General features: G+C 50.6%; 14 protein-coding genes and 1 other annotated feature. Of the genes, 10 read left to right on the forward strand and 4 right to left on the reverse strand.

All coding sequences use genetic code 11. The features are described from left to right. The first annotated feature begins 7 nt into the window (after positions 1–7). The 8 genes from ACFVRY_RS09735 to pulA all read left to right on the forward strand — a co-directional run bounded on the left by ACFVRY_RS09735 (position 8) and on the right by pulA (position 11129). Positions 8–544, forward strand: coding sequence for an NfeD family membrane protein (locus ACFVRY_RS09735; protein ID WP_387499613.1), 537 nt, complete (start codon positions 8–10; stop codon positions 542–544). After that, the gene (locus tag ACFVRY_RS09740; protein ID WP_387499614.1) at positions 544–2112 is read left to right on the forward strand and encodes a flotillin lipid rafts scaffold protein FloT; all 1569 of its coding nucleotides are present in this window, start codon (positions 544–546) and stop codon (positions 2110–2112) included. Before ACFVRY_RS09735 ends, ACFVRY_RS09740 begins: the two co-directional genes overlap by 1 nt. 120 nt (positions 2113–2232) lie before the next feature. Next, positions 2233–2886, forward strand: a complete 654-nt coding sequence (locus tag ACFVRY_RS09745; protein ID WP_387499616.1) for a Yip1 family protein — start codon at positions 2233–2235, stop codon at positions 2884–2886. A gap of 119 nt (positions 2887–3005) precedes the next feature. Beyond that, positions 3006–3884 (forward strand): glucose PTS transporter transcription antiterminator GlcT, encoded by an 879-nt coding sequence (gene glcT / locus ACFVRY_RS09750; protein WP_387499618.1) that lies wholly within the window; start codon positions 3006–3008, stop codon positions 3882–3884. Positions 3885–4140: 256 nt separating this feature from the next. Then, complete coding sequence (gene ptsG / locus ACFVRY_RS09755; protein WP_387499620.1) at positions 4141–6195, forward strand: glucose-specific PTS transporter subunit IIBC; 2055 nt, start codon at positions 4141–4143, stop codon at positions 6193–6195. Between the two features lie 93 nt (positions 6196–6288). Continuing rightward, complete coding sequence (locus ACFVRY_RS09760; protein ID WP_175374104.1) at positions 6289–6564, forward strand: HPr family phosphocarrier protein; 276 nt, start codon at positions 6289–6291, stop codon at positions 6562–6564. After that, positions 6557–8269: a phosphoenolpyruvate--protein phosphotransferase gene (gene ptsP, locus ACFVRY_RS09765; RefSeq protein WP_387499622.1), complete on the forward strand. Its 1713-nt coding sequence runs from the start codon at positions 6557–6559 to the stop codon at positions 8267–8269. The genes ACFVRY_RS09760 and ptsP overlap by 8 nt, the downstream gene beginning before the upstream one ends. Before the next feature lie 460 nt (positions 8270–8729). Further along, positions 8730–11129 (forward strand): type I pullulanase, encoded by a 2400-nt coding sequence (gene pulA, locus ACFVRY_RS09770; protein ID WP_387499624.1) that lies wholly within the window; start codon positions 8730–8732, stop codon positions 11127–11129. A gap of 155 nt (positions 11130–11284) precedes the next feature. On the opposite strand, the gene ACFVRY_RS09775 is transcribed toward pulA, so the two are convergent. The 4 genes from ACFVRY_RS09775 to ACFVRY_RS09790 form a co-directional block, all read right to left on the reverse strand. Next, positions 11285–12526, reverse strand: a complete 1242-nt coding sequence (locus ACFVRY_RS09775; protein WP_387499740.1) for a diguanylate cyclase domain-containing protein — start codon at positions 12524–12526, stop codon at positions 11285–11287. 374 nt (positions 12527–12900) lie between these two features. Further along, complete coding sequence (locus tag ACFVRY_RS09780; RefSeq protein WP_387499626.1) at positions 12901–14073, reverse strand: ABC transporter permease; 1173 nt, start codon at positions 14071–14073, stop codon at positions 12901–12903. Continuing rightward, a complete protein-coding gene (locus ACFVRY_RS09785; RefSeq protein WP_387499628.1) occupies positions 14074–14769 on the reverse strand; it encodes an ABC transporter ATP-binding protein in 696 nt (231 codons plus the stop codon). Then, entirely contained in the window at positions 14766–16286 is a 1521-nt protein-coding gene (locus tag ACFVRY_RS09790; protein WP_387499630.1) for an efflux RND transporter periplasmic adaptor subunit, read from the reverse strand. The genes ACFVRY_RS09785 and ACFVRY_RS09790 overlap by 4 nt, the downstream gene beginning before the upstream one ends. A gap of 241 nt (positions 16287–16527) precedes the next feature. After that, positions 16528–16821, forward strand: a binding site (T-box leader). A 68-nt stretch (positions 16822–16889) separates the two neighbouring features. Here ACFVRY_RS09790 and pheS point away from each other — a divergent pair. Both pheS and pheT read left to right on the forward strand, forming a co-directional pair. After that, positions 16890–17924 carry a phenylalanine--tRNA ligase subunit alpha gene (gene pheS / locus ACFVRY_RS09800; RefSeq protein ID WP_387499634.1) on the forward strand — a complete coding sequence of 345 codons (1035 nt, stop codon included), beginning with the start codon at positions 16890–16892 and terminating at the stop codon, positions 17922–17924. A 71-nt stretch (positions 17925–17995) separates the two neighbouring features. Beyond that, complete coding sequence (pheT, locus tag ACFVRY_RS09805; RefSeq protein WP_387499636.1) at positions 17996–20440, forward strand: phenylalanine--tRNA ligase subunit beta; 2445 nt, start codon at positions 17996–17998, stop codon at positions 20438–20440. Positions 20441–20596: the final 156 nt, after the last annotated feature.

Consider the following 20596-nt stretch of genomic DNA (forward strand, 5'->3'; position numbering starts at 1 on the left):
GAAAACTATGCAAACGCTGTATTTGGGCTGCTTGGCGCTAGGCGTCATTTTTGCCATAGTCAGCGTGTTGGTGGGAGATCTGATCGGAAGTGCACTGGATGGAATTTTCGATATTGTGTCCTTTGATTTTCTTAATCCCACCGTCGTGGCAGGAGCAGTGACCGTATTCGGCGGCGCTGGCATTCTGCTAACCCGCTACAGCACACTTGATGACGGGCCGATTGTCGCTTTATCCCTGCTGACTGCCGCATTCATGGGGGTGCTCTTGTTCCTGGGGTTTGTAAAACCAATGGATAAGAGCCAGACCTCAAATGGATTTTCCATGCAGGAACTGCCAGGAATGATCGGTGAGATTACGGTTCCCATCCCGGCAAAGGGCTATGGAGAGATCATGGTGAAATTCGGGGCTGGCAACAGTTTGCATACGGCGTCCAGCTTTGATCACCGGCCCTTGTTGGCTGGAACGAAGGTTGTTGTGGTTGATGTCAATGAGGGAGTAGCGCTGGTGTCAGAATTTGAAGAGAGAAGAGGAGTGGATATTTAATGTTCGGCATACCTGACTTTTTGTTAATTCCTGCTGTGGTAGTTGCTGTTCTGCTGGTACTTGGTATAGCGTTCTGGGCCCGTTACAAAACGGTGGGACCGGATGAAGGCATGATCGTTACGGGTTCATTTCTCGGGAAAAATCATATTTCAGATGACGGCTCTGGTCGGAAAATCAAGATTGTCCGCGGGGGCGGCGCCTTTATTCTTCCTATCTTTCAGAAGGCTGAATTCATGTCCTTGCTGTCTCATAAGCTCGATGTAACGACACCGGAAGTGTATACAGAGCAAGGCGTGCCGGTTATCGCGGACGGTGTGGCCATCATCAAGGTTGGTAGTTCCACTGAAGATGTGGCGACTGCTGCTGAGCAGTTTATGGGTAAGCCGATTGAATCTCTGAAGAGCGAGGCTCAGGAAGTGCTGGAAGGCCATCTGCGGGCGATACTTGGTTCCATGACTGTTGAGGAAGTATATCGTAACCGTGATCGGTTCGCGCAGGAAGTACAGGGCGTAGCGGCACGCGATCTCAAGAAAATGGGTCTGCAGATTGTCTCCTTTACTATTAAGGACGTCCGCGACAAACACGGTTATCTAGATGCACTTGGGAAGCCGCGGATTGCTGCCGTAAAGCGGGATGCAGAGATTGCCGAAGCGGAAGCTGTGCGGGATGCGCGTATCCAGAAGGCCAACGCCGAAGAGCAAGGGCAGAAGGCGGAACTGTTGCGTGATACGAATATCGCTGAGGCCTCCAAAGAGAATCAGTTGAAAGTAGCAGCCTTCAAACGCGATCAGGACACGGCGAAAGCGGAAGCTGACCAGGCTTACCATATTCAGGAGGCACGCGCCAAGCAGACTGTGGTGGAAGAGCAGATGAAGGTTGAACTTGTTCGTAAAATGCGGGAGATTGACCTGCAGGAGAAAGAGATTCAGGTCCGCGAGAAACAGTATGATGCGGAAGTGAAGAAGAAGGCCGAGGCAGATCGTTACGCAGTAGAGCAGGCGGCAGAAGCTGATAAGGCGAAAAGAATGCGCGAGGCCGATGCGGTGCAATACAGCATCGAGACGCAGGCGAAGGCGACTTCGGAGCAGAAGCGGCTTGAGGGCCAAGCGATTGCGGATGCTGAGCTGGCCAAAGGTAAGGCGGAGTCCGAAGTTATCCGCCTGCGCGGTCTGGCGGAAGCAGAAGCCAAGGAGAAGCTGGCGGAGGCATTCCAGAAGTTCGGCGAAGCTGCCGTGCTGGATATCATCGTCAAGATGCTGCCGGAACTGGCGGGCAAGATTGCCGAGCCGCTGGCATCTATCGACAAGCTTACAGTGGTCGATACTGGCAACGGCGAGGGCGCAGCCCGGGTCAGCAATTATGTGACCCAACTCATGTCCACTGCGCCTGAAATGCTGAAAAGCGTCTCCGGTATTGATGTGGAAGAACTGATCAAAGGACTGACTCGCAAAGCTGCTCCGGCATCGGTGAGCCCCTATACCCCTGTGTCTACCGTGGCTCCGGTAGCTTCGGTTCAGGCACCGGTCACAAATTTCAAAGCAGCCGTAGAGGAAAAACCTGGGGAATAGAGAATACCTAGTATAGTTGCAGTGAAATATGTCCGGCAATTTGCCGGGCATATTTTGTTGTTCTGACGGTTTCATCCCCGTCTACGCATACATAACAAGACACCTAAAGGAGCTTAATTAATGAACACTGAGCTAGACTTTAACAACACTCCACAAGCCAAGACCAGTCTGACGCCATGGCTGGCCGTCTGGACGGCACCGCGCCGCACGATCCGTGGATTTCTGGATTCCGATAACCCGCGCCGGAATATGATCTGGCTGTCTATGGCCGCTGGATTCCTAAGTGCGCTGGGGCGTGCATCTTCCAAGAACCTCGGCGACGTTATGTCGCTGCCCACGATCTTCCTGATGTCCATTCCAGCGGGCATCGTCGGCGGGCTGTTTGCACTTTATGTGGGCAGCTTCCTGCTGAAAATAATCGGCGGATGGTTGGGAGGCCAAGGCAGCCGGGCAGAGCTGCAAACGGCGCTGGCGCGAGGATTGTTTATGCCAGCAGTCCTGCTTGGGGTGCTGTGGGTTCCGGAGTTGCTATTCCTTGGCAAAGAGATGTTTACCTTGGAAATGCCGACGCTGGAGAGCAACTTGGCCGCAACGACGGTTTATTTTATTTGCGTAGTCCTGGAGCTTGTATTTGGAGTCTGGAGCTTCATAATCACCATGAAGGCCATTGGAGAAGCACACCGTTTCTCTGCCTGGAAAGCACTACTTAGCAGTGTAATGCCTTTCCTGATCCTGCTTGTGTTGTTCTTCCTTGTAATGCTGATGGTTCAGTAGGCCCTTCTTTTCCCGAAGTCTTGCTGTGGGGTTGGCTGCACATGTATAATCTACTAGTGCCCTTTAACGAAATAGCTGCTTCCAGCAGTGGGGATTCAGAATTAAAAGAGGTGTCTTTATTGAGCAGTATCACCGTAGCCAAGGTATTGAATAACAATGTTATCATTGCCGAGCATCCCCAATATGCCGAAGTAGTCGTGATTGGCAAGGGGATTGGCTTTAACCGCAAAGTACGCGATCATATTAATCTGTCCTCCGTTGAGAAGATGTTCATTCTCCGCAGCCGCGAGGAGCAGGAACAATATAAACAGCTAGTTCCTCAGGTCGATGAGAGGCTGATTGAGGTAGTTCAGGAGATTGTACTTCATATCATGCACAGCAGCCGTCAGCCGCTGAATGAGCATATTCATATTGCCCTTACCGACCATATCTCATTTGCCATACGTCGCCATGAACAGGACATTGCCATTCATAATCCGTTTCTGTATGAGACCAAGGAGATTTATCCCGAGGAATACAGCATGGCTGAATATGCGGTCGACCGGATTAACGAGGCTATGGGCGTTACGCTCCCGGCAGATGAAGTGGGTTTCGTTGCATTGCATATTGTCAGTGCGATCAGCAACAGACATATTTCGGAGGTTAAGGAGCACTCCCAACTCATCGGGGACCTTGTGAATCTGGTAGAGAACATTCTCGAGTATCATATTCCACGCGAATCGCTGGATTACTCCCGGCTCGTGACTCATCTGCGGTTTGTATTGGAGAGGCTGCGCCGGGGTGAAGCGGTGCAGGAGACGTCGTCACTGGATGGACTTATGAAGCGCGAGTATCCTGAGATGTATTCGTTATCCTGGAAGTTGACCAAGGTGATTGAGCAGCGTATGCGCATCCCTGTGTATCCCGCAGAGGTAAGTTACCTGACGATACATTTGCAGCGCCTAGCTCAGAAAAAAGAAGATGAGGCAGATATGCGGCGGAGTAGTAGCGACCAATGAGTTTTTTTGCAAAAGTGGCTTGCAAGTTCAAATAAACGGTGCTAAACTGGGTTCAGTTAAGTAACAAAACAGAATATCCAACGTGTAACTGATACGATCAGGCATGAGTGATTTACAGTATTTTGGTTGTTTAATCCCCTGTTGGGGTAATCTAACTTTAGAGTTAGATACAACCTGTATGCTGTATTGCTCATGCCTTTTTTGACTTTGTTGGTTTCTGTTGAATGAACATTAAGAAACTAAGGAAGTGACCACAATGTTCAAAAAGCTATTTGGCGTCCTGCAAAGAGTCGGCAAAGCGCTGATGCTTCCAGTGGCGATCTTGCCTGCGGCTGGCCTGCTTCTTGGGATCGGCAATATGCTGGTGAACCCTGACTTTCTTCAATACGTGCCTGCGCTGGAGAATAGCGTAGTTCAAGCTATTGCTAACGTATTGATGAACTCGGGGCAAGTAGTCTTTAACAATCTGTCGCTGCTGTTCGCAGTCGGTGTTGCCATTGGTTTGGCTGGCGGCGAAGGCGTGGCGGGGCTTGCAGCGATCATTGGTTATCTCGTAATGAACATTACGATGGGTACGGTAGTAGGCGTTAATGATTATGTACTCAGTCAGGGCAACTTTGCCTATGCTAATGTTTTAGGGATTCCAACACTGCAAACTGGGGTCTTTGGCGGTATTCTCGTCGGGATTCTAGCGGCTTCAATGTACACGAGGTTTTTCAAAATCGAACTGCCATCCTACCTTGGATTTTTCGCAGGTAAACGATTCGTTCCAATCATGACTGCGGTTACGTCGCTGATCCTTGGCCTTGTCTTGACGTTGGTATGGCCACCGATTCAGCACGGTTTGAACTATGTATCGCAGAGCATGATCGATACCAACAAGACACTTGCCGCCTTTATTTTCGGTTTGATCGAGCGTTCACTCATTCCGTTCGGCTTGCACCATATCTTCTATTCGCCGTTCTGGTATGAGTTCGGCAGTTATGTCGATAAAGCCGGCGACCTGATTCGCGGCGATCAGCGCATCTTCATGCAACAGCTTCGCGATGGTGTGCCGTTCACAGCGGGTACGTTTACTACAGGTAAATATCCGTTCATGATGTTCGGACTTCCAGCTGCGGCGCTGGCGATCTACCATGAGGCAAGACCAGAGAACAAGAAAATTGTCGGCAGTTTGATGATTTCCGCTGCGCTGACCTCGTTCCTGACGGGGATTACCGAGCCGCTGGAATTCTCATTCCTGTTCGTAGCTCCATTATTGTTCGCGGTGCACGCCGTATTTGCCGGACTTTCCTTTATGACCATGCATCTTCTGAATGTGAAGATTGGGATGACGTTCTCCGGCGGCTTTATCGACTTTGTGCTCTTCGGGATTATCCCGAACCGTACACACTGGTGGTTAGTGATTCCAGTAGGACTGGTTCTCGCGGTGATCTATTACTTCGGATTCCGGTTCGTTATTCGCAAGTTTAACCTCAAGACACCTGGTCGTGAGGACAAGAGTGAAGACGCTGAGGTTAATACAGCTAGCGTGTCTACCAGCGGAGATGATCTGCCGCGTAATATATTGGCCGCCCTGGGCGGCAAAGAGAACATTACCCATCTGGATGCCTGCATTACCCGCTTACGGGTTGAGGTTAAGGATAAAGGTGGGGTCGATAAGAACCGGCTGAAGAAGCTGGGCGCCTCTGGTGTGCTGGAGGTCGGTAACAACGTGCAAGCAATCTTCGGCACTCGTTCCGATACAATCAAGTCACAGATTCAGGATGTCATTAGCGGTAGAACACCTTCTCCGGCCGCGGATGCCCCGCAGCCTGTTCTTGAGAAGCAAGCCGGTGAAGAGGACGATGCAATGATCCCTGAGGATATTGTGTCACCAGTAAACGGGGAGCTGCTGGATATTACGCAGGTTCCAGATGCCGTGTTCTCGCAAAAAATGACAGGTGATGGCTTCGCCTTCCTATCGGATGACGGTAAAATCGCTTCACCGGTAAACGGAAAGGTATTCAATGTATTCCCAAGTAAGCATGCGATCGGCATCATGTCTGATGGGGGCAAGGAAGTTCTTGTTCATATCGGTGTGAACACCGTCAAGCTGAAGGGCCAGGGATTCACTATTCTTGTAGAAGAAGGGGATCTTGTAGCGGCTGGACAGCCGATTATGGAAGTGGACTTGGAGTATGTGAAGGCTCATGCGCCTTCCGTTATATCACCGGTTATATTCTCTAATCTGCCTGAAGGTTCCTCGGTTACGCTCAAGAAACCAGGTAAGGTATCCATTGGCGACAAGGATATTATCACCATCCAGTAATGTGCAATGGCCTAACACTTCCTTTATAATTTAAAGGGAGAGGAAGGTCTTTCACCATAAATTAACTTATACCTAGAAAGCGAGTTGGATATTATGCAAACAACATTCAGAATTATCGACGAAGATGGAATTCACGCCCGTCCGGCAACAGCGCTGGTGAATACAGCTACAAAATTCAAAGGCACTGAAGCTTTTGCAGAAGCTAAAGGCAAGAAAGTAACACTGAAATCTATCCTGGGCGTATTGTCCCTTGGTCTTGAAGCAGGCGACACCTTGACCCTGATTACTGAAGGCAGCGAAGAAGCAGAAGCTTTGAACGCCCTTCAAGAAATCATGGTTAAAGAAGGGCTGGGAGAAGTTCATGAGTAAGATTTCAGGAATCGCGGCTTCAGCAGGGATTGCAGTAGCCCGTGCGTTTATCCTGGAACACCCGGATTATTCCATTGCAAAGACAGCCATCAGCGACACCGAAGCGGAAGTTGCCAAGCTGAATGACGCGTTGGAGAAGTCCAAAGCCGAGCTGACGGCCATCAAGGAACGCACTTTGGCTGAACTGGGTGAGAAAAAAGCGGAGATTTTCGAATCGCATCTGCTGATTCTTGAAGACCCAGAGCTGATAAGCCCTGTAACTGATAAAATTCGTGAGGAACTGGTCAATGCGGATTATGCATTGAATGTAGTTGCCGCACAATTTATTGAGATGTTCGAGAACATGAAGAGCGCGTACCTCCAGGAACGAGCTGCTGATATGCGCGATGTGACCAAACGTGTGCTGAACCATCTGCTCGGTATTCACTATGTGAGCCCTGCTGAAATCCGCGAAGAAGTCATCGTTATCGCTGAAGACCTGACACCTTCCGATACAGCGCAGTTGAACCGTCAGTACGTCAAAGGCTTCACTACCAACATTGGTGGACGTACATCCCACTCGGCCATTATGGCCCGCTCGCTAGAGATTCCAGCGGTTGTGGGAACGAAGAATGTGCTTAGCCAAGTGAAGTCGGGCGATCTTGTGATCATCGACGGACTTAGCGGAGATGTCCTTATTAATCCAAGCGATGACGAAGTCGCTGAATATAAGAAGAAGCAGGAAGCTTACAATCTGCAAATTGCAGAATGGAAAAAGCTTCGTGATGAGCCAACCGTTTCGGCAGATGGCAAGCATGTGGAACTGGCTGCGAACATCGGGACTCCGAACGATGTGAACGGAGTTATCGACAATGGTGGGGAAGCTGTAGGGCTTTACCGTACAGAATTCCTCTACATGGGTCGTGACAAACTGCCGTCCGAAGAGGTTCAGTACAATGCGTATCGCACGGTGCTGGAGAATATGAAAGGCAAGCCGGTTGTTGTACGTACGCTGGACATTGGCGGTGACAAGGAACTGCCGTATCTGGATCTGCCAAAGGAAATGAATCCATTCCTCGGCTACCGTGCGATCCGTCTTTGTCTGGATCGTCAGGAGATCTTCCGCACGCAGCTTCGCGCGCTCCTGAGAGCAAGCGTGCACGGTGATCTGCGCATCATGTTCCCAATGATTGCTACGCTTGGTGAATTCCGTGCAGCCCGCGATCTGTTGCTTGAAGAGAAGAGCAATCTGATTGCAGAAGGCAAGGAAGTATCCGAGAACATCCAGCTCGGCATTATGGTGGAGATTCCATCCACAGCGGTGCTGGCTGATCAGTTCGCCAAGGAAGTGGACTTTTTCAGTATTGGAACGAACGATTTGATCCAATACACAATGGCTGCTGACCGGATGAACGAACAGGTATCCTACCTGTATCAACCGTACAACCCAGCTATCCTACGTCTCATCAAAATCGTCATCGATGCTGCCCATGCCGAAGGCAAATGGACCGGTATGTGCGGCGAAATGGCTGGCGACAGCACAGCGATTCCGTTGCTGCTCGGTCTCGGTCTTGATGAATTCAGCATGAGTGCCACCTCCATCCTGCCGGCGCGTAGCCAGATTTCCAAGCTGTCCGCGGCCGATATGAAGGATTTAGCTGCTAAAGCGCTGCAACTCGGTACTGCTGAAGAAGTGGCTGCGCTGGTGCAAAGTATCAACAAGTAAGATTTCGCCAAGGTTTTTCCCGTTTTACTCACTTTTCCGACTTCTTTTGCCGGCCCTATGGGGCCGGTTTTTTTATGGGTTTGGGTACGCAGCCAATATTTTATATTGGTGAATCCATTTCATAAATCAATAAGTGAAATGCGCATTATGAAATTGATTCTGGTGTCTGTCATTCGGTGGACATTATACTTTCTCCATACAACGGTTGTGTTCTTTGGACAACTTAAATGCAGAGGGGTGTACACCGATAGTATAATAGTAGGTAGGAAGTATAGGGATAAACCCAAACATGTGAACTTACGGCTACATATTATAGTAATATGTAGGGGAAGCAATGACCTGAATTCTTATAGATGTCTTGCAGAGCAGTGCAAGTATTAATATGGTCTTTAATGGAAATATATGGACTTAAAAGCTCCGCGTTGTAAGAACTGGGAGTGACTCAGGATGGTGATGACGAATGAACAGCAATTATATAAATGCAGGATCTGCGGTGGAATTTTACGAGGGCAAGGATCTGGGGATAACGTATACACCTAGGAGCAGTGTGTTCAAAGTCTGGGCACCCGCGGCCTTTGCCGTGTCCCTGGTGTTGTATGAGACCGGTGGAAATAATAATCTGCCGGAAGCTGGAAGCGGAATCAAGGACAACGGTAAGATCGTACAGATGCAGCACCAGGATACGGGCGTATGGCACACCACAGTTCATGGTGATGTTAAAGGGAATTACTACATGTACCGGTCTGTTTTCTCCGATGGAACCATCCGGGAGGCTGTGGACCCTTATGCTGTGGCCGTATCGGCCAACGGTATCCGGACAGCGATTGTGGACCTGAGAGATACCGATCCACTGAACTGGAACAGCGATATCTCGCCGACACTGGCTCACCCGTCGGACGCCATTATTTATGAGCTGCATGTGCGTGATTTCTCCTCGCATAGTAGCTCCGGCATGCAGTACAAGGGCCTCTTCAAAGCTTTCACCGAGAACGGGCTAACGGATGCAGACGGGAATTCTCTCGGTATTGACCATCTGGTTGAGCTGGGCATTACTCATGTACATTTACTGCCAGTGTTCGATTATCAGACGGTTGATGAGCTGAAGCAGGACGGACCAAGTGCGGCAGCGCCGCATTTTACCGACTATAACTGGGGTTATGACCCACAGAATTATAATGTACCGGAAGGTTCCTATAGCACTAATCCTTCTGATCCGGCTGCCCGTATCCTTGAACTTAAAGAACTGGTGCAGGTACTGCACAGTCACGGGATCTCTGTGATCATGGATGTAGTCTACAATCATACCTTTTCGGTGGAAAAAGGTCCTTTTGATGGGCTGGCGCCAGATTATTTCTACCGCCGTGATGTGTACGGTCAATTATCTAATGGTTCAGGTGTAGGAAATGAAGTTGCTACGGAACGTCCAATGGTGCGCAAATATATTAAAGATTCCCTGGCCTACTGGGCAACGGAATATCATATCGACGGTTTCCGGTTTGATCTTATGGGACTGATGGACCTTGTAACGATGCGGGAGATTGCCGAGGAGCTGCGGCTGGAGATTAATCCCGAGCTGCTCTTGTACGGCGAACCATGGACAGGCGGAGATTCCCCGCTGCCGGACAAGACGCTGAAGGGCGTGCAGAGAGGCAAAGGCTACGCCGTGTTCAACGACAACTTCCGTTCGGCCATCAAAGGGGACAGTGACGGCGGGGGTAAGGGATTTGCCACCGGGGAATACGGTAAGGAGGGCGAGGTTGCGTCAGGTATCCAGGGGGCAATTTATGATTTTGCCGACTCGCCGGTGGAAACAGTGAACTATACTACAGCTCATGACAACCTGAATTTGTGGGATAAAATATTGACCGTTCAAGGCCTGCGAGAAAATGCCGCTCTACCGGAACTAGAGAACGGCAGGCTGAAGAATGGAGGCAGTGTAGAGGCCGCTGTCGCTTTGGCCGATCCTTATGTCACTGTGGACAAAGGGGACATTTTGAAGAATGAGACGGTTCGCCGTTCTCTTTTGGCCAATGGGATTGTACTGACTTCACAGGGCATACCGTTCCTCCATGCCGGGGATGAACTGTTACGTAGCAAGTATGGCGACCATAACAGCTACCGAAGCAGCGATACCATCAATGGGATTCATTGGGGTAACAAGCAGGTATTCAAACCTGTATTTCAATATTATAAAGGCTTGATTGCGTTACGGCGTTCCCATCCGGCATTTCGTCTGCATGGACGCGAGGAGATTGAACGCTGTCTGGAAATTCTGCGCTGCGACAGCGGGATTGTGTCCTATATACTCAAGAATCATGCGGGGGGCGACTCGTGGCGGAATATTGTTGTTATTTTTAACGCCAATCCAGGGACTGTAACCCTCTGTCTTCCAAATGTCGCTGAACGCTGGAATGTGGTGGTGGATCACACTGCTGCCGGTCAAGATGCCTTCCGGCTGATTGAAGGCGGCGAGGTGGAGATTGAAGGACTGTCCATGATGGTGCTATACGATGTGTATGGAGAACCAGCCCCCCGCTCCAAGGTGATTGAGGTGCATTATGAGCGTCCAGACGGCGATTACCGGGGCTGGAACTTGTGGGTATGGGATACTGGCATTCAGGATGGCCAGTGTGATTTTCGGACATTGGAGGATGGACGCGCGGTAGCCCGCATAGAAGTGATGCCGGAAGTCGAATCCATTGGCTACATTCTGCGTCTGAATGACTGGGAAGAGAAGGACGGGGAAGGCGATCGTTTTATCGACTGTCCTCCAGGGGAAGATGTCTTCCGGGTGCTGATCCTCGAGCGTGAACAAGGGAACGGCGAGGCAACCGTGGAACATTTGCAATTAATGATCTAACGGAGGTCGGTTGCCGACAGGTGAGCGCCTAGCGGAAGCGCGACTAAGTTGAAGTATAAATGAGGGTTAACCCAAAAAGGCTGTTCATCTGGACCTATCGTAGCGGTAGTCCAGGTGAACAGCCTTTTAACTATGGGGAGAAGCAATCTGCCGCCTCAGCTATTCTTCTGCTCAATATATTCTTCTTCCATATTGGGGTCGTAGAGATTGGACTGATTACCGCCGCAGTTTTTGGAGTAATACATCGCAACATCGGCGGCATGAAGCAGTTCATTAATGGTATTGCCGTGCTGCGGATAGAGAGCTACGCCGATGCTGGCCGAGGTATGGAAGCTGGAGCTATTCTGCAAAGACCATGATTTGCTGAACAGTTGAAGCACCCGTTTTAACATTTCCTCAAGTCTCTCAGGGCTTGTAAAGCGGTGTAGTACCACTGCGAATTCATCTCCACCAATGCGGAAGGCCTGGCCCACGCCTTTGACTGTCTGCTGCAGTTCACCAGAGAGCAGCTGTAGGAACTCGTCGCCTGCAAGATGACCCAGTGTGTCATTGAGCTGCTTGAAGCGGTCGCAGTCGAGCATTGCGAGGGCAACCTCCTGCCTGCGCTCCGGCGGCTGCGAGATCAGATTTTCCATGTACATGATGAAATGCGCCCGATTGGGGATGGAGGTCAGATGATCATAGAAGGCTAGCTTGTGCAGCCGTTCTTCATACTGCTTCCGCTGGGTAATTTCCCGGGATACCAGCATAAATTGCGCTGGAAAGGCAGCACTGTCCTGCACAGGTGTGACTTTGGTCTCCAGCCATACCCAATGCCCCTCGGAGCCACGCATACGCAGTTCTGAGGTCCGCGGAGTTCCTTGAACAACGCTTTTCAGCTTGGCCCACGCAATCTCCGGCTCCCGGATATAATTGGATAGGGGTGCGCCTTTTTGTGGAACATAGCCGAGAATAACTGAGTGGGAAGGGGAGGCGTACAGGATCAGGCCGTTCGGATCAGTCAGAATAATGAAGTCGGACATTTTCTCACCGATCAACTGATAGAGGTTCTGTTCTTCCAGCTTTTCATTTTGGAGGGTGAGGATTTTACGGCCCAGATAAACAATAACCAAGAGGAGCCCGGATAACAGAATTGCGAACAGGGCAAGCAGAGTAAATTTCTTGCTTTGGAATTCATGATGTAACTGCTCGGCATCGCTGAGCGCCGCCTGATGGGGATCATGGTCTGCACTCAGGATTTGTTCGGAGCTGTGGTACATATTGCTGTCCAGGAAACTTGATAGTTTGTTGATGGTGTTATTCAAATAGACCAGTGAAGCAATGCTGATGCCGATCAGAAGCACAGAGATAGAGGAGAATAATAGAATTAATTTTCTTCTTAGGCTAACTTCGTACATATCAGCCACTTTCATTCACTCCTTCAAACCTATTCACGGCGGGATTTCAGTCTCACCATATTACCCAGTACAAATGGTAGTTTTCTTTACTATACCAGAATTTACAAATCTCACATACAGGTTTATCTATTATGTAATATTTGCAGAAAGCAGAAGGCAGGAGCAGAAGGCATTCATTGTTTCATCTACTCTAAAACTCAAAAGTGTTGCAGGGTCCTGTTGCCTTATTCATATTCCGGCTTCCGCGACCTAGTACATAGTTTGCAACCAAGTAGTGCAGAGGATTGTCCATCTAATCGCAAAAAACTGCCACCTCCCCATAAAATCATGGGAGGTGACAGTCGATCTTACCAGTATTTTGACCGTGCAGGTGCTTAGTCAACACGGAGTGCATGAATTGGCCGCAGTCTTGCTGCCTTATTCGCGGGCATCATTCCGAAGACTACACCGATCAATAGGGAAAAGAGGAACGATACCAGCACCATATTCCAGGCGATGGATACCGACAAAGGGGAATACTTGCCGAGCAGCCAGCTGCCCCCAACACCTATTCCTACACCGATGATACCTCCTAGGCCACTAAGGACTACGGATTCAATCATGAACTGGACGAGAATATCGAGCTTCTTGGCTCCGATTGCTTTGCGAACCCCAATCTCTCGTGTTCTTTCATTAACCGATACAATCATAATGTTCATGATGCCGATACCGCCAACCAGCAGCGAGATTCCGGCGATGCCAGCGAGCGCCATTGACAGCGTGTTGGTTGTGGAATTGACTGTATCCAGCATTTGCTGGGAGTCGAATACCGTGTAGGCGTTGGTAGCATTGCTGAATTTGGCGGCTAAAATGGATTCAAGTCGACTCTTAACCGTAGCTACAGTATCTGCCGAGGTGGTAGCAATCGTAATGGAGCGCACGCCTTTGCTTTGCAACTGACGTTCTGCCGTAGAGATCGGAATCAGGATCTTATCGTCGTTGGAGCCCCCAAGGCTGCTGCCCTTGGTCTCCAGCAAGCCGACGATTTTGTAGCTGATACCATTTAACTGGACAGTCTGTCCGACAGGACTATCTGTGCCAAACAAATCAGTGGCTGTACTGGAGCCGATCAGGGCGACCTTTTGCCGATACTGGGTATCAATATCCAGTAGAAAACGCCCGGATTGGACGTGAAAATCCTTCACATTCTCATAGGAAGGCGTAATGCCTTCCACAGAGACACTGACATTATCTGTGTTATGCTTGGCCGTCACATTACCACTGATTACTGGTGCGACATCCTTGACACCTGGTATATCGCCCAGCGCCAGCGCTTCATCATAGGTGAGGGAGGTGGTTGCTCCGCGTCCGGTGATGTTGACAGTCAATTGGTTGGTCCCTAATCCGTTTAACTGCTCGGTAATCTGTGAGGTGGTACCCTGGCCTACGGATACCAGAATAATGACGGAAGAGACGCCGATTATAATCCCCAGCATGGTGAGCAAAGACCGGACCTTGCTGCTGTAGATGCTTTTTAATGCCATTCTCATGCTTTGAAATAACTTCACCTACGCCTTCCTCCGATCTTCCACGAGATTGCCATCCTGTATACGTATGATGCGGTTGGCCTGTTCAGCTATCTCCAGATCATGCGTAATCAGGATAATCGTATGGCCTTGCTCGTTCAGTTGTCTGATCATTCCCATCACTTCCTTGCCGGTCCGGGTGTCGAGTGCCCCAGTGGGCTCGTCGGCAAGCAGGATGGGCGGGGAGCCTGCCATCGCCCGCGCAATGGCTACCCGCTGCTGCTGTCCACCGGACAGTTCGGCCGGCCTATGGTGCATGCGGTCACTCAGACCGACCTTGGTCAAGGCTTCCTCGGCAAGCTGTCGCCGTTGCCGCTGCGATAGTCCGCGATAGACGAGTGGAAGCTCCACATTCTCCACAGCTGAGAGCTTCGGAAGCAGATTGAAGCTTTGAAAAATAAAGCCGATTTTCTCGTTACGTATGGCTGCAAGCTTGTTGTCGGATAGCTTGCGGATCTCTTGTCCGTCTAGAAGATAGCTGCCTGTATCCGAAACGTCCAGGCAGCCGAGCATATTCATAAGTGTGGACTTGCCGGAACCGGAAGGGCCGATAATCGCTACGAACTCGCCAAAGTTTATCGTAAACGACAGGTTCTTCAGGACGGTCATTCGCTCACCAGCCATGGTGTAGCCATGACTCATGTCACTGACCTCGATTAGCGTGCCTGATGTACTCATTGTCCTCCACCCCTAGTCCCTGTACCGCCACCGCCTGTACCAGCTCCGGCTCCGCCAGAGCCACCACCTCCAAAGCCACCGCCGCTTCTTCCGCCTGCACCGAAGCCACCGGACCCTGGAATACCGCCGGTCGCACCGCCGCCAAAGCCGCCGAAACCACCAAAGCCTGTACCTCCTTGACCTTGCTGAGCTGCTGCGCTATTACCGGAAGAAATGACGGTTGGAATAACGATTTGATCGCCTTCTTTAAGGCCGCTGGTAATTTCCATGCGACTCTCGTCATGCAGGCCCACTTCAACAGTGATCATTCGCTGGGCAGGTGTTGTACCAGTTCCAGTTCCAGTGCCTGTTCCTGCTTTCCCGGCTTGACCCATACCTCCGCGGGCGCCTCGGGCACCACCACCGTAAGCCCCGCTTCCACTGGCTGTACCCCCAAAGTCGCCACGATTTCCTGCTACAGGGGCGCCGCCCGAGCCAGCGGTGTTACTCTTATCGTTTGTTCCGCCAGGAGCTGCGCCGCCTGCGCTACCGGGAACCTGCCCTGTACCTGCGGCCCCGGCCCCTTCCCCGGTCCCGACCGCTCCAGAGGTTGCCGGCACGGCGACCATGTAGGTACCGTTTCTATCCCGGACTGCTTCAATGGGCACGGTTAGAACATCCTTTTTCTCGGCGGTTGTGATGGACACTTCTGCTGACATTCCTGCACGTGCGCCCTTGGAGTCTGTCAAATCTACTGTAACATCAAACAGAGATACACCGTTGGAGCTGGTGCCTTCATTGGCAATAGCGGTTACCTTACCCTGATACTTCTTATCGGGCAAAGCGTCTAGCTTAATGGAGGCCGGCATACCCAGTTCCACCGATGGAACGTCGAGCTCATCAACCTGAACGACAGCGCTGAGGTTGGCATAATCAGTAATGTCAATCAGTTCCGAGCCATCCATAGCTTTTTCACCATCCGAAATATTTACCGCCGTAACGGTTCCGTCAATGGTTGCAGTCAGTGGAGCAGGCGGCACCATTGATTCCTCTACAGAGGCAACTTTGTATTGCTGATTCTCGACATCTGTCTTTGCTTTATCGAGCGAACGTTTGGAACTTTTTACTTGATCCTCTGGGGCACCGCTGTCAGCAAGCTTGTGATACTGTTCTCGCTTGTCTTCGAGGTCCAACTGTAAGTTGGCGAGATTGCTTTTTTCCTGCCGAAGATTATCGCTGAGGTCTGCTCCTTCGAATGTAATCAGAGTTTGTCCCTTCTTAACGATATCGCCTTCCTTGACTAATACCTTTAAAACTTTGCCGGAGTCCTTGGTCTTGACCTTGCCCGTACGGGGAGCTGTGACAGATCCTGCACCGGTCACACTCACCACAATGTCGCCCTTCGTGACAGCAGCCGTATTAAGGGGAACTTCTGCCAAAGCGCTGCTTTTGTCAGGCAGATAGGCATAAACCAGCAGTCCAGCTGTTACGACAGCCGCTGCCCCAATGGACAGTATTGCTACTCTCTTCTTTTTCATCGTTGTCCTCCGTCTAATCGTTAAATTTCTGGATCATTACTTGCTGTCGCCTGAAAATATCAAATGTGGCTGAATGCTAGCTGAAAATTGCGGCCAAAACCGGCCTTGAACCTTAAAGCCAGCTTAAGGGAAGATAAAGATTTGCCCAAATTTGTCCGGCTTGCCAATGCCAATGAATTTGCATATAATAAAGTGACATATCTTTTCATAGGGAAAGATGATTGAACATTTGAAAGAACTACCAAATGCAGTGATGGAGAAGAGTACGCAGTGCCTGACTTACAGGGAGGAGACGCCGTTGATTGAGAGCGTTTCTAAGGATGCAGAGCTGCTGAAGTTCACTCCGGAGCAGTTCCCTGAAATTATCTAAGAGGCTTAGCTCCTCTGGAAATGGGTAGGGGATACCGGCCGCAGACCGTTACTTCTGCATAAAGTGAGACAGGACTGTTGTTAGTGAAGGGTGTAGATTATACTCTTGAACGAAACAGGCTATGCTGTCTAACAAGGGTGGTACCACGGTCTTTTCGTCCCTTACCGGGAGGAAAGGCCTTTTTTTGTTGGCTTGGCTGACTACACAATGATTGAAGGGGGCTGTACACGGCCATGAAAGAAAAGTTGGAAGCATTGAAGGCTGAAGCGCTGGCGAAGCTGCAGGAAGTCTCAGACCCGCAGGTACTTAATGACTTGCGCGTGAAATACTTGGGGAAAAAAGGTGAACTGACAGAGGTGCTGCGCGGCATGGGCAGCTTGAGCGCTGAGGAACGTCCGGTTATCGGGCAAGTTGCCAACATCGTCCGGGGTGCGATTGAAGAGATTATTGGAACCAAGCAGGAAGTTTTCCAGCAGCAGGAGACGCAAAACCGTCTGCAAGCGGAGAAAGTGGATGTTACTCTGCCAGGACGCCGTTTGCCGCAGGGCGGAATTCACCCGCTCAGCAGAGTGGTGCAGGAGATCGAAGATGTTTTCATCGGCATGGGCTATCGTGTGGCTGAAGGTCCAGAAGTGGAGACTGATTATTACAACTTTGAGGCGCTCAACCTGCCCAAGAACCATCCGGCACGTGATATGCAGGACTCCTTTTATTTGACGGAAGACTTGCTCATGCGCACCCAGACTTCTCCGGTGCAGATCCGTACCATGCAAGCTATGAAGGGTGAAGCTCCGGTCAAAATCATCTGTCCCGGCAAAGTATTCCGCCGCGATGATGATGATGCAACCCACTCCTTCCAGTTCCATCAGATTGAAGGTCTGGTGATCGGACGGAATATCCGTATGAGCGACCTGAAGGGCACACTTCAACAATTTGTACAGGAGTTGTTCGGGCCAAGCACAGGCATTCGCCTGCGTCCAAGCTTCTTCCCGTTCACAGAACCAAGCGTTGAGGTAGACGTGAGCTGCTTCAAATGCGGCGGCGAAGGCTGCCGTCTGTGCAAGCAAAGTGGCTGGCTAGAAATCCTTGGTGCAGGGATGGTGCATCCGAATGTACTGCGTATGGGTGGTTATGACCCTGAGGAATTCAGCGGTTTCGCATTCGGTATGGGTGTAGAGCGGATAGCAATGCTCAAGTACGGCATCGACGATATCCGTCACTTCTATAACAATGACATGAGTTTTGTGAAGCAATTCAAGGGACTCTAGGCATTTGTCAGGCCGCTGGCAATGTTTTTTGTACGGAATAAATACATTGAATTAAGAGGAAGTGAGCCGAAATGAAAGTATCAACGTCATGGTTGAGTGATTATATATCGCTAGATGGAGTAACCGCCGATGAGCTGGCTGAGAAGATTACGGCTGCAGGCATCGAGATCGACGGTGTGGAAAATCGTAATAAAGGCATTACCGGCATTGTTACCGGCTATGTCAAATCCAAAGAAAAACATCCGGACGCGGATAAATTGAATGTCTGCATCGTTGACGCTGGACAGGGCGAGGATCTGCAAATCGTCTGCGGCGCGAAGAACGTCGAAGCCGGACAAAAGGTTCCTGTTGCACTTGTAGGCGCGAAGCTACCGGGACTTGTGATCAAGAAAGCGAAGCTGCGCGGCGTGTTGTCCCAAGGGATGATCTGTTCAGCCAAAGAACTGGGCCTGAATGACAAGCTGTTGCCAAAGGAATTGCAGGAAGGCATTCTTGTACTGCCGGAATCTACGGAAATTGGTCTGGACATTACCAAAGTGCTAGATCTGAACGACGAGGTGCTGGAGTTTGACCTGACACCGAACCGTTCCGACTGTCTCAGCATGATTGGCGCTGCCTACGAGGTGAGTGCGATTCTTGGCCGTGAGCTGAAGCTTCCACAGCCAGAGAAGGATATCGTGGAGGCGGGAGGTTCAGCCGCGAATGATATTTCCGTTCGAATCCTGAATGAAGAACTGTGCAGCCATTATACTGCGCGTTATATTACAGGTGTTAAGCCAGCGGCTTCCCCGCTGTGGATTCAGAACCGTCTGATGGCAGCAGGTGTGCGTCCCATCAACAACATCGTGGATATTACCAACTACGTGATGCTTGAATACGGACAGCCGCTGCATGCTTTTGATGCGGATACGATCGATGGAGGCATCCTTGGCGTTCGTCTTGCGGATGAAGACGAAGTACTGACTACGCTGGACGGACAGGAGCGGAAGCTGGAGCCGCACATGCTGGTAATCACCGACGCGGCAAAAGCCGTGGCGCTTGCCGGTGTGATGGGTGGTCTGGAGACCGAAGTTACCGATAGCACCGTGAATATCGTGCTGGAATCGGCCAAGTTTGACGGTGGCACGGTTCGCAAAACTTCACGCCAGCTTGGCCTTCGTTCGGAAGCTTCGCTGCGTTTTGAGAAGGAAGTGGACCCGAATAGAGTTATTCCTGCTCTTAACCGCGCAGCAGCGCTTATTGCGAAGTATGCAGGTGGTACAGTGCATGAAGGTATCATTCAAGCCGGAACGGACGTTGTGGAAGAGAAGGTTCTCACGCTGTCGCTGGATAAGCTGAATCGTTACCTTGGCACAGATTTGTCCCTGCTGGAAGTCAAAACATTGTTCGGACGTCTGCATTTCAAATGCGGTGATGCCGCTCAAGGGCTGATCGAAGTGCAAGTGCCAACAAGACGCGGCGATATTAGCTATGATGTGGATCTTATTGAAGAAATCGCTCGTCTTTACGGGTACGATAATATCCCTACAACGCCGATTGAAGGTCCTACTACTCCGGGAACCTTAACTAGATCACAAGCGATCCGTCGTGAAGTCCGTCATTTGCTATCGCATGGCGGATATCAGGAGGTACTTGGTTACTCCTTCATTCAGCCAGAACAAAGCAAGCTGTTCCCTGCGCTGACGGGTGAAGGCCTGGCTGTGAAGCTGGCGATGCCGATGAGCGAAGAACGCAGTGTGCTGCGCACTAGCCTTCTGCCGCAATTGCTTGACATTGCTGGATACAATACGAATCGCCGCCAAAGCGATCTGGCACTGTTTGAGATCGGAAATGTGTTCTACACGGAAGAAGAAGTGCTGACTCGTCAGCCGCATGAATTGCCGATGCTGGGTCTGCTGCTCAGCGGAACACGTGCTGCTAAACAATGGAACGTGCCAGTACAGCCGGTCGACTTCTTCGACCTGAAGGGAGCACTTGAGACCGTCTTTGACCACTTGGGTCTTACTGGCCGAGTAGTATATGAAGGAGATGCGCCGGAAGGCTACCACCCAGGACGCTCTGCTTCCATCCTGCTGAAAGGCCATGACGGTACGGTTAAAATCGGAACGCTGGGCCAGCTTCATCCCGAGTTGCAACGGAAGCTTGATCTGACCGATACTTATGTCGCTGAAGTTTCACTGCAGCCGCTGTATGAAGCGGCCCGGAACAAGCTGCAATACCATGAGCTGCCAAGATTCCCAGGGGTAGAGCGGGATATCGCAGTGGTTGTGGACACAGCTGTACCAGCGGGTCAATTGATGGATTCCATTCGTGAGAACGGTGGAAGCCTGCTAAAGAACGTTCAGGTATTTGATCTCTATACCGGCGGCAAGCTGGAGAGTGGGAAGAAGAGCGTGGCTCTCTCTCTGGTGTACCGTCATAATGAACATACTTTGACGGATGAAGAGGTTGCAGAAGTGCATGATAAGGTACTATCCGAGCTTCAGCAAACTTTTGGCGCAGAATTGAGAAAGTAGCAGGAATTGTGTAAAGCCGCAGCGAATCCATTAGAAACCGAGATTCGCCGCGGCTTTTTTTCATGCGGCAAACATGCGGAATCCCGGTTCAATCTACTGATTCGAGCAGCATTTTGCCAAATGTTTAACTATACAGATACAATGGAAGCAGGGAGA

Origin of the sequence: Paenibacillus sp. NPDC057934, from assembly GCF_042887565.1 — a bacterium.
In the GTDB taxonomy this organism is placed as follows: domain Bacteria; phylum Bacillota; class Bacilli; order Paenibacillales; family Paenibacillaceae; genus Paenibacillus_AQ.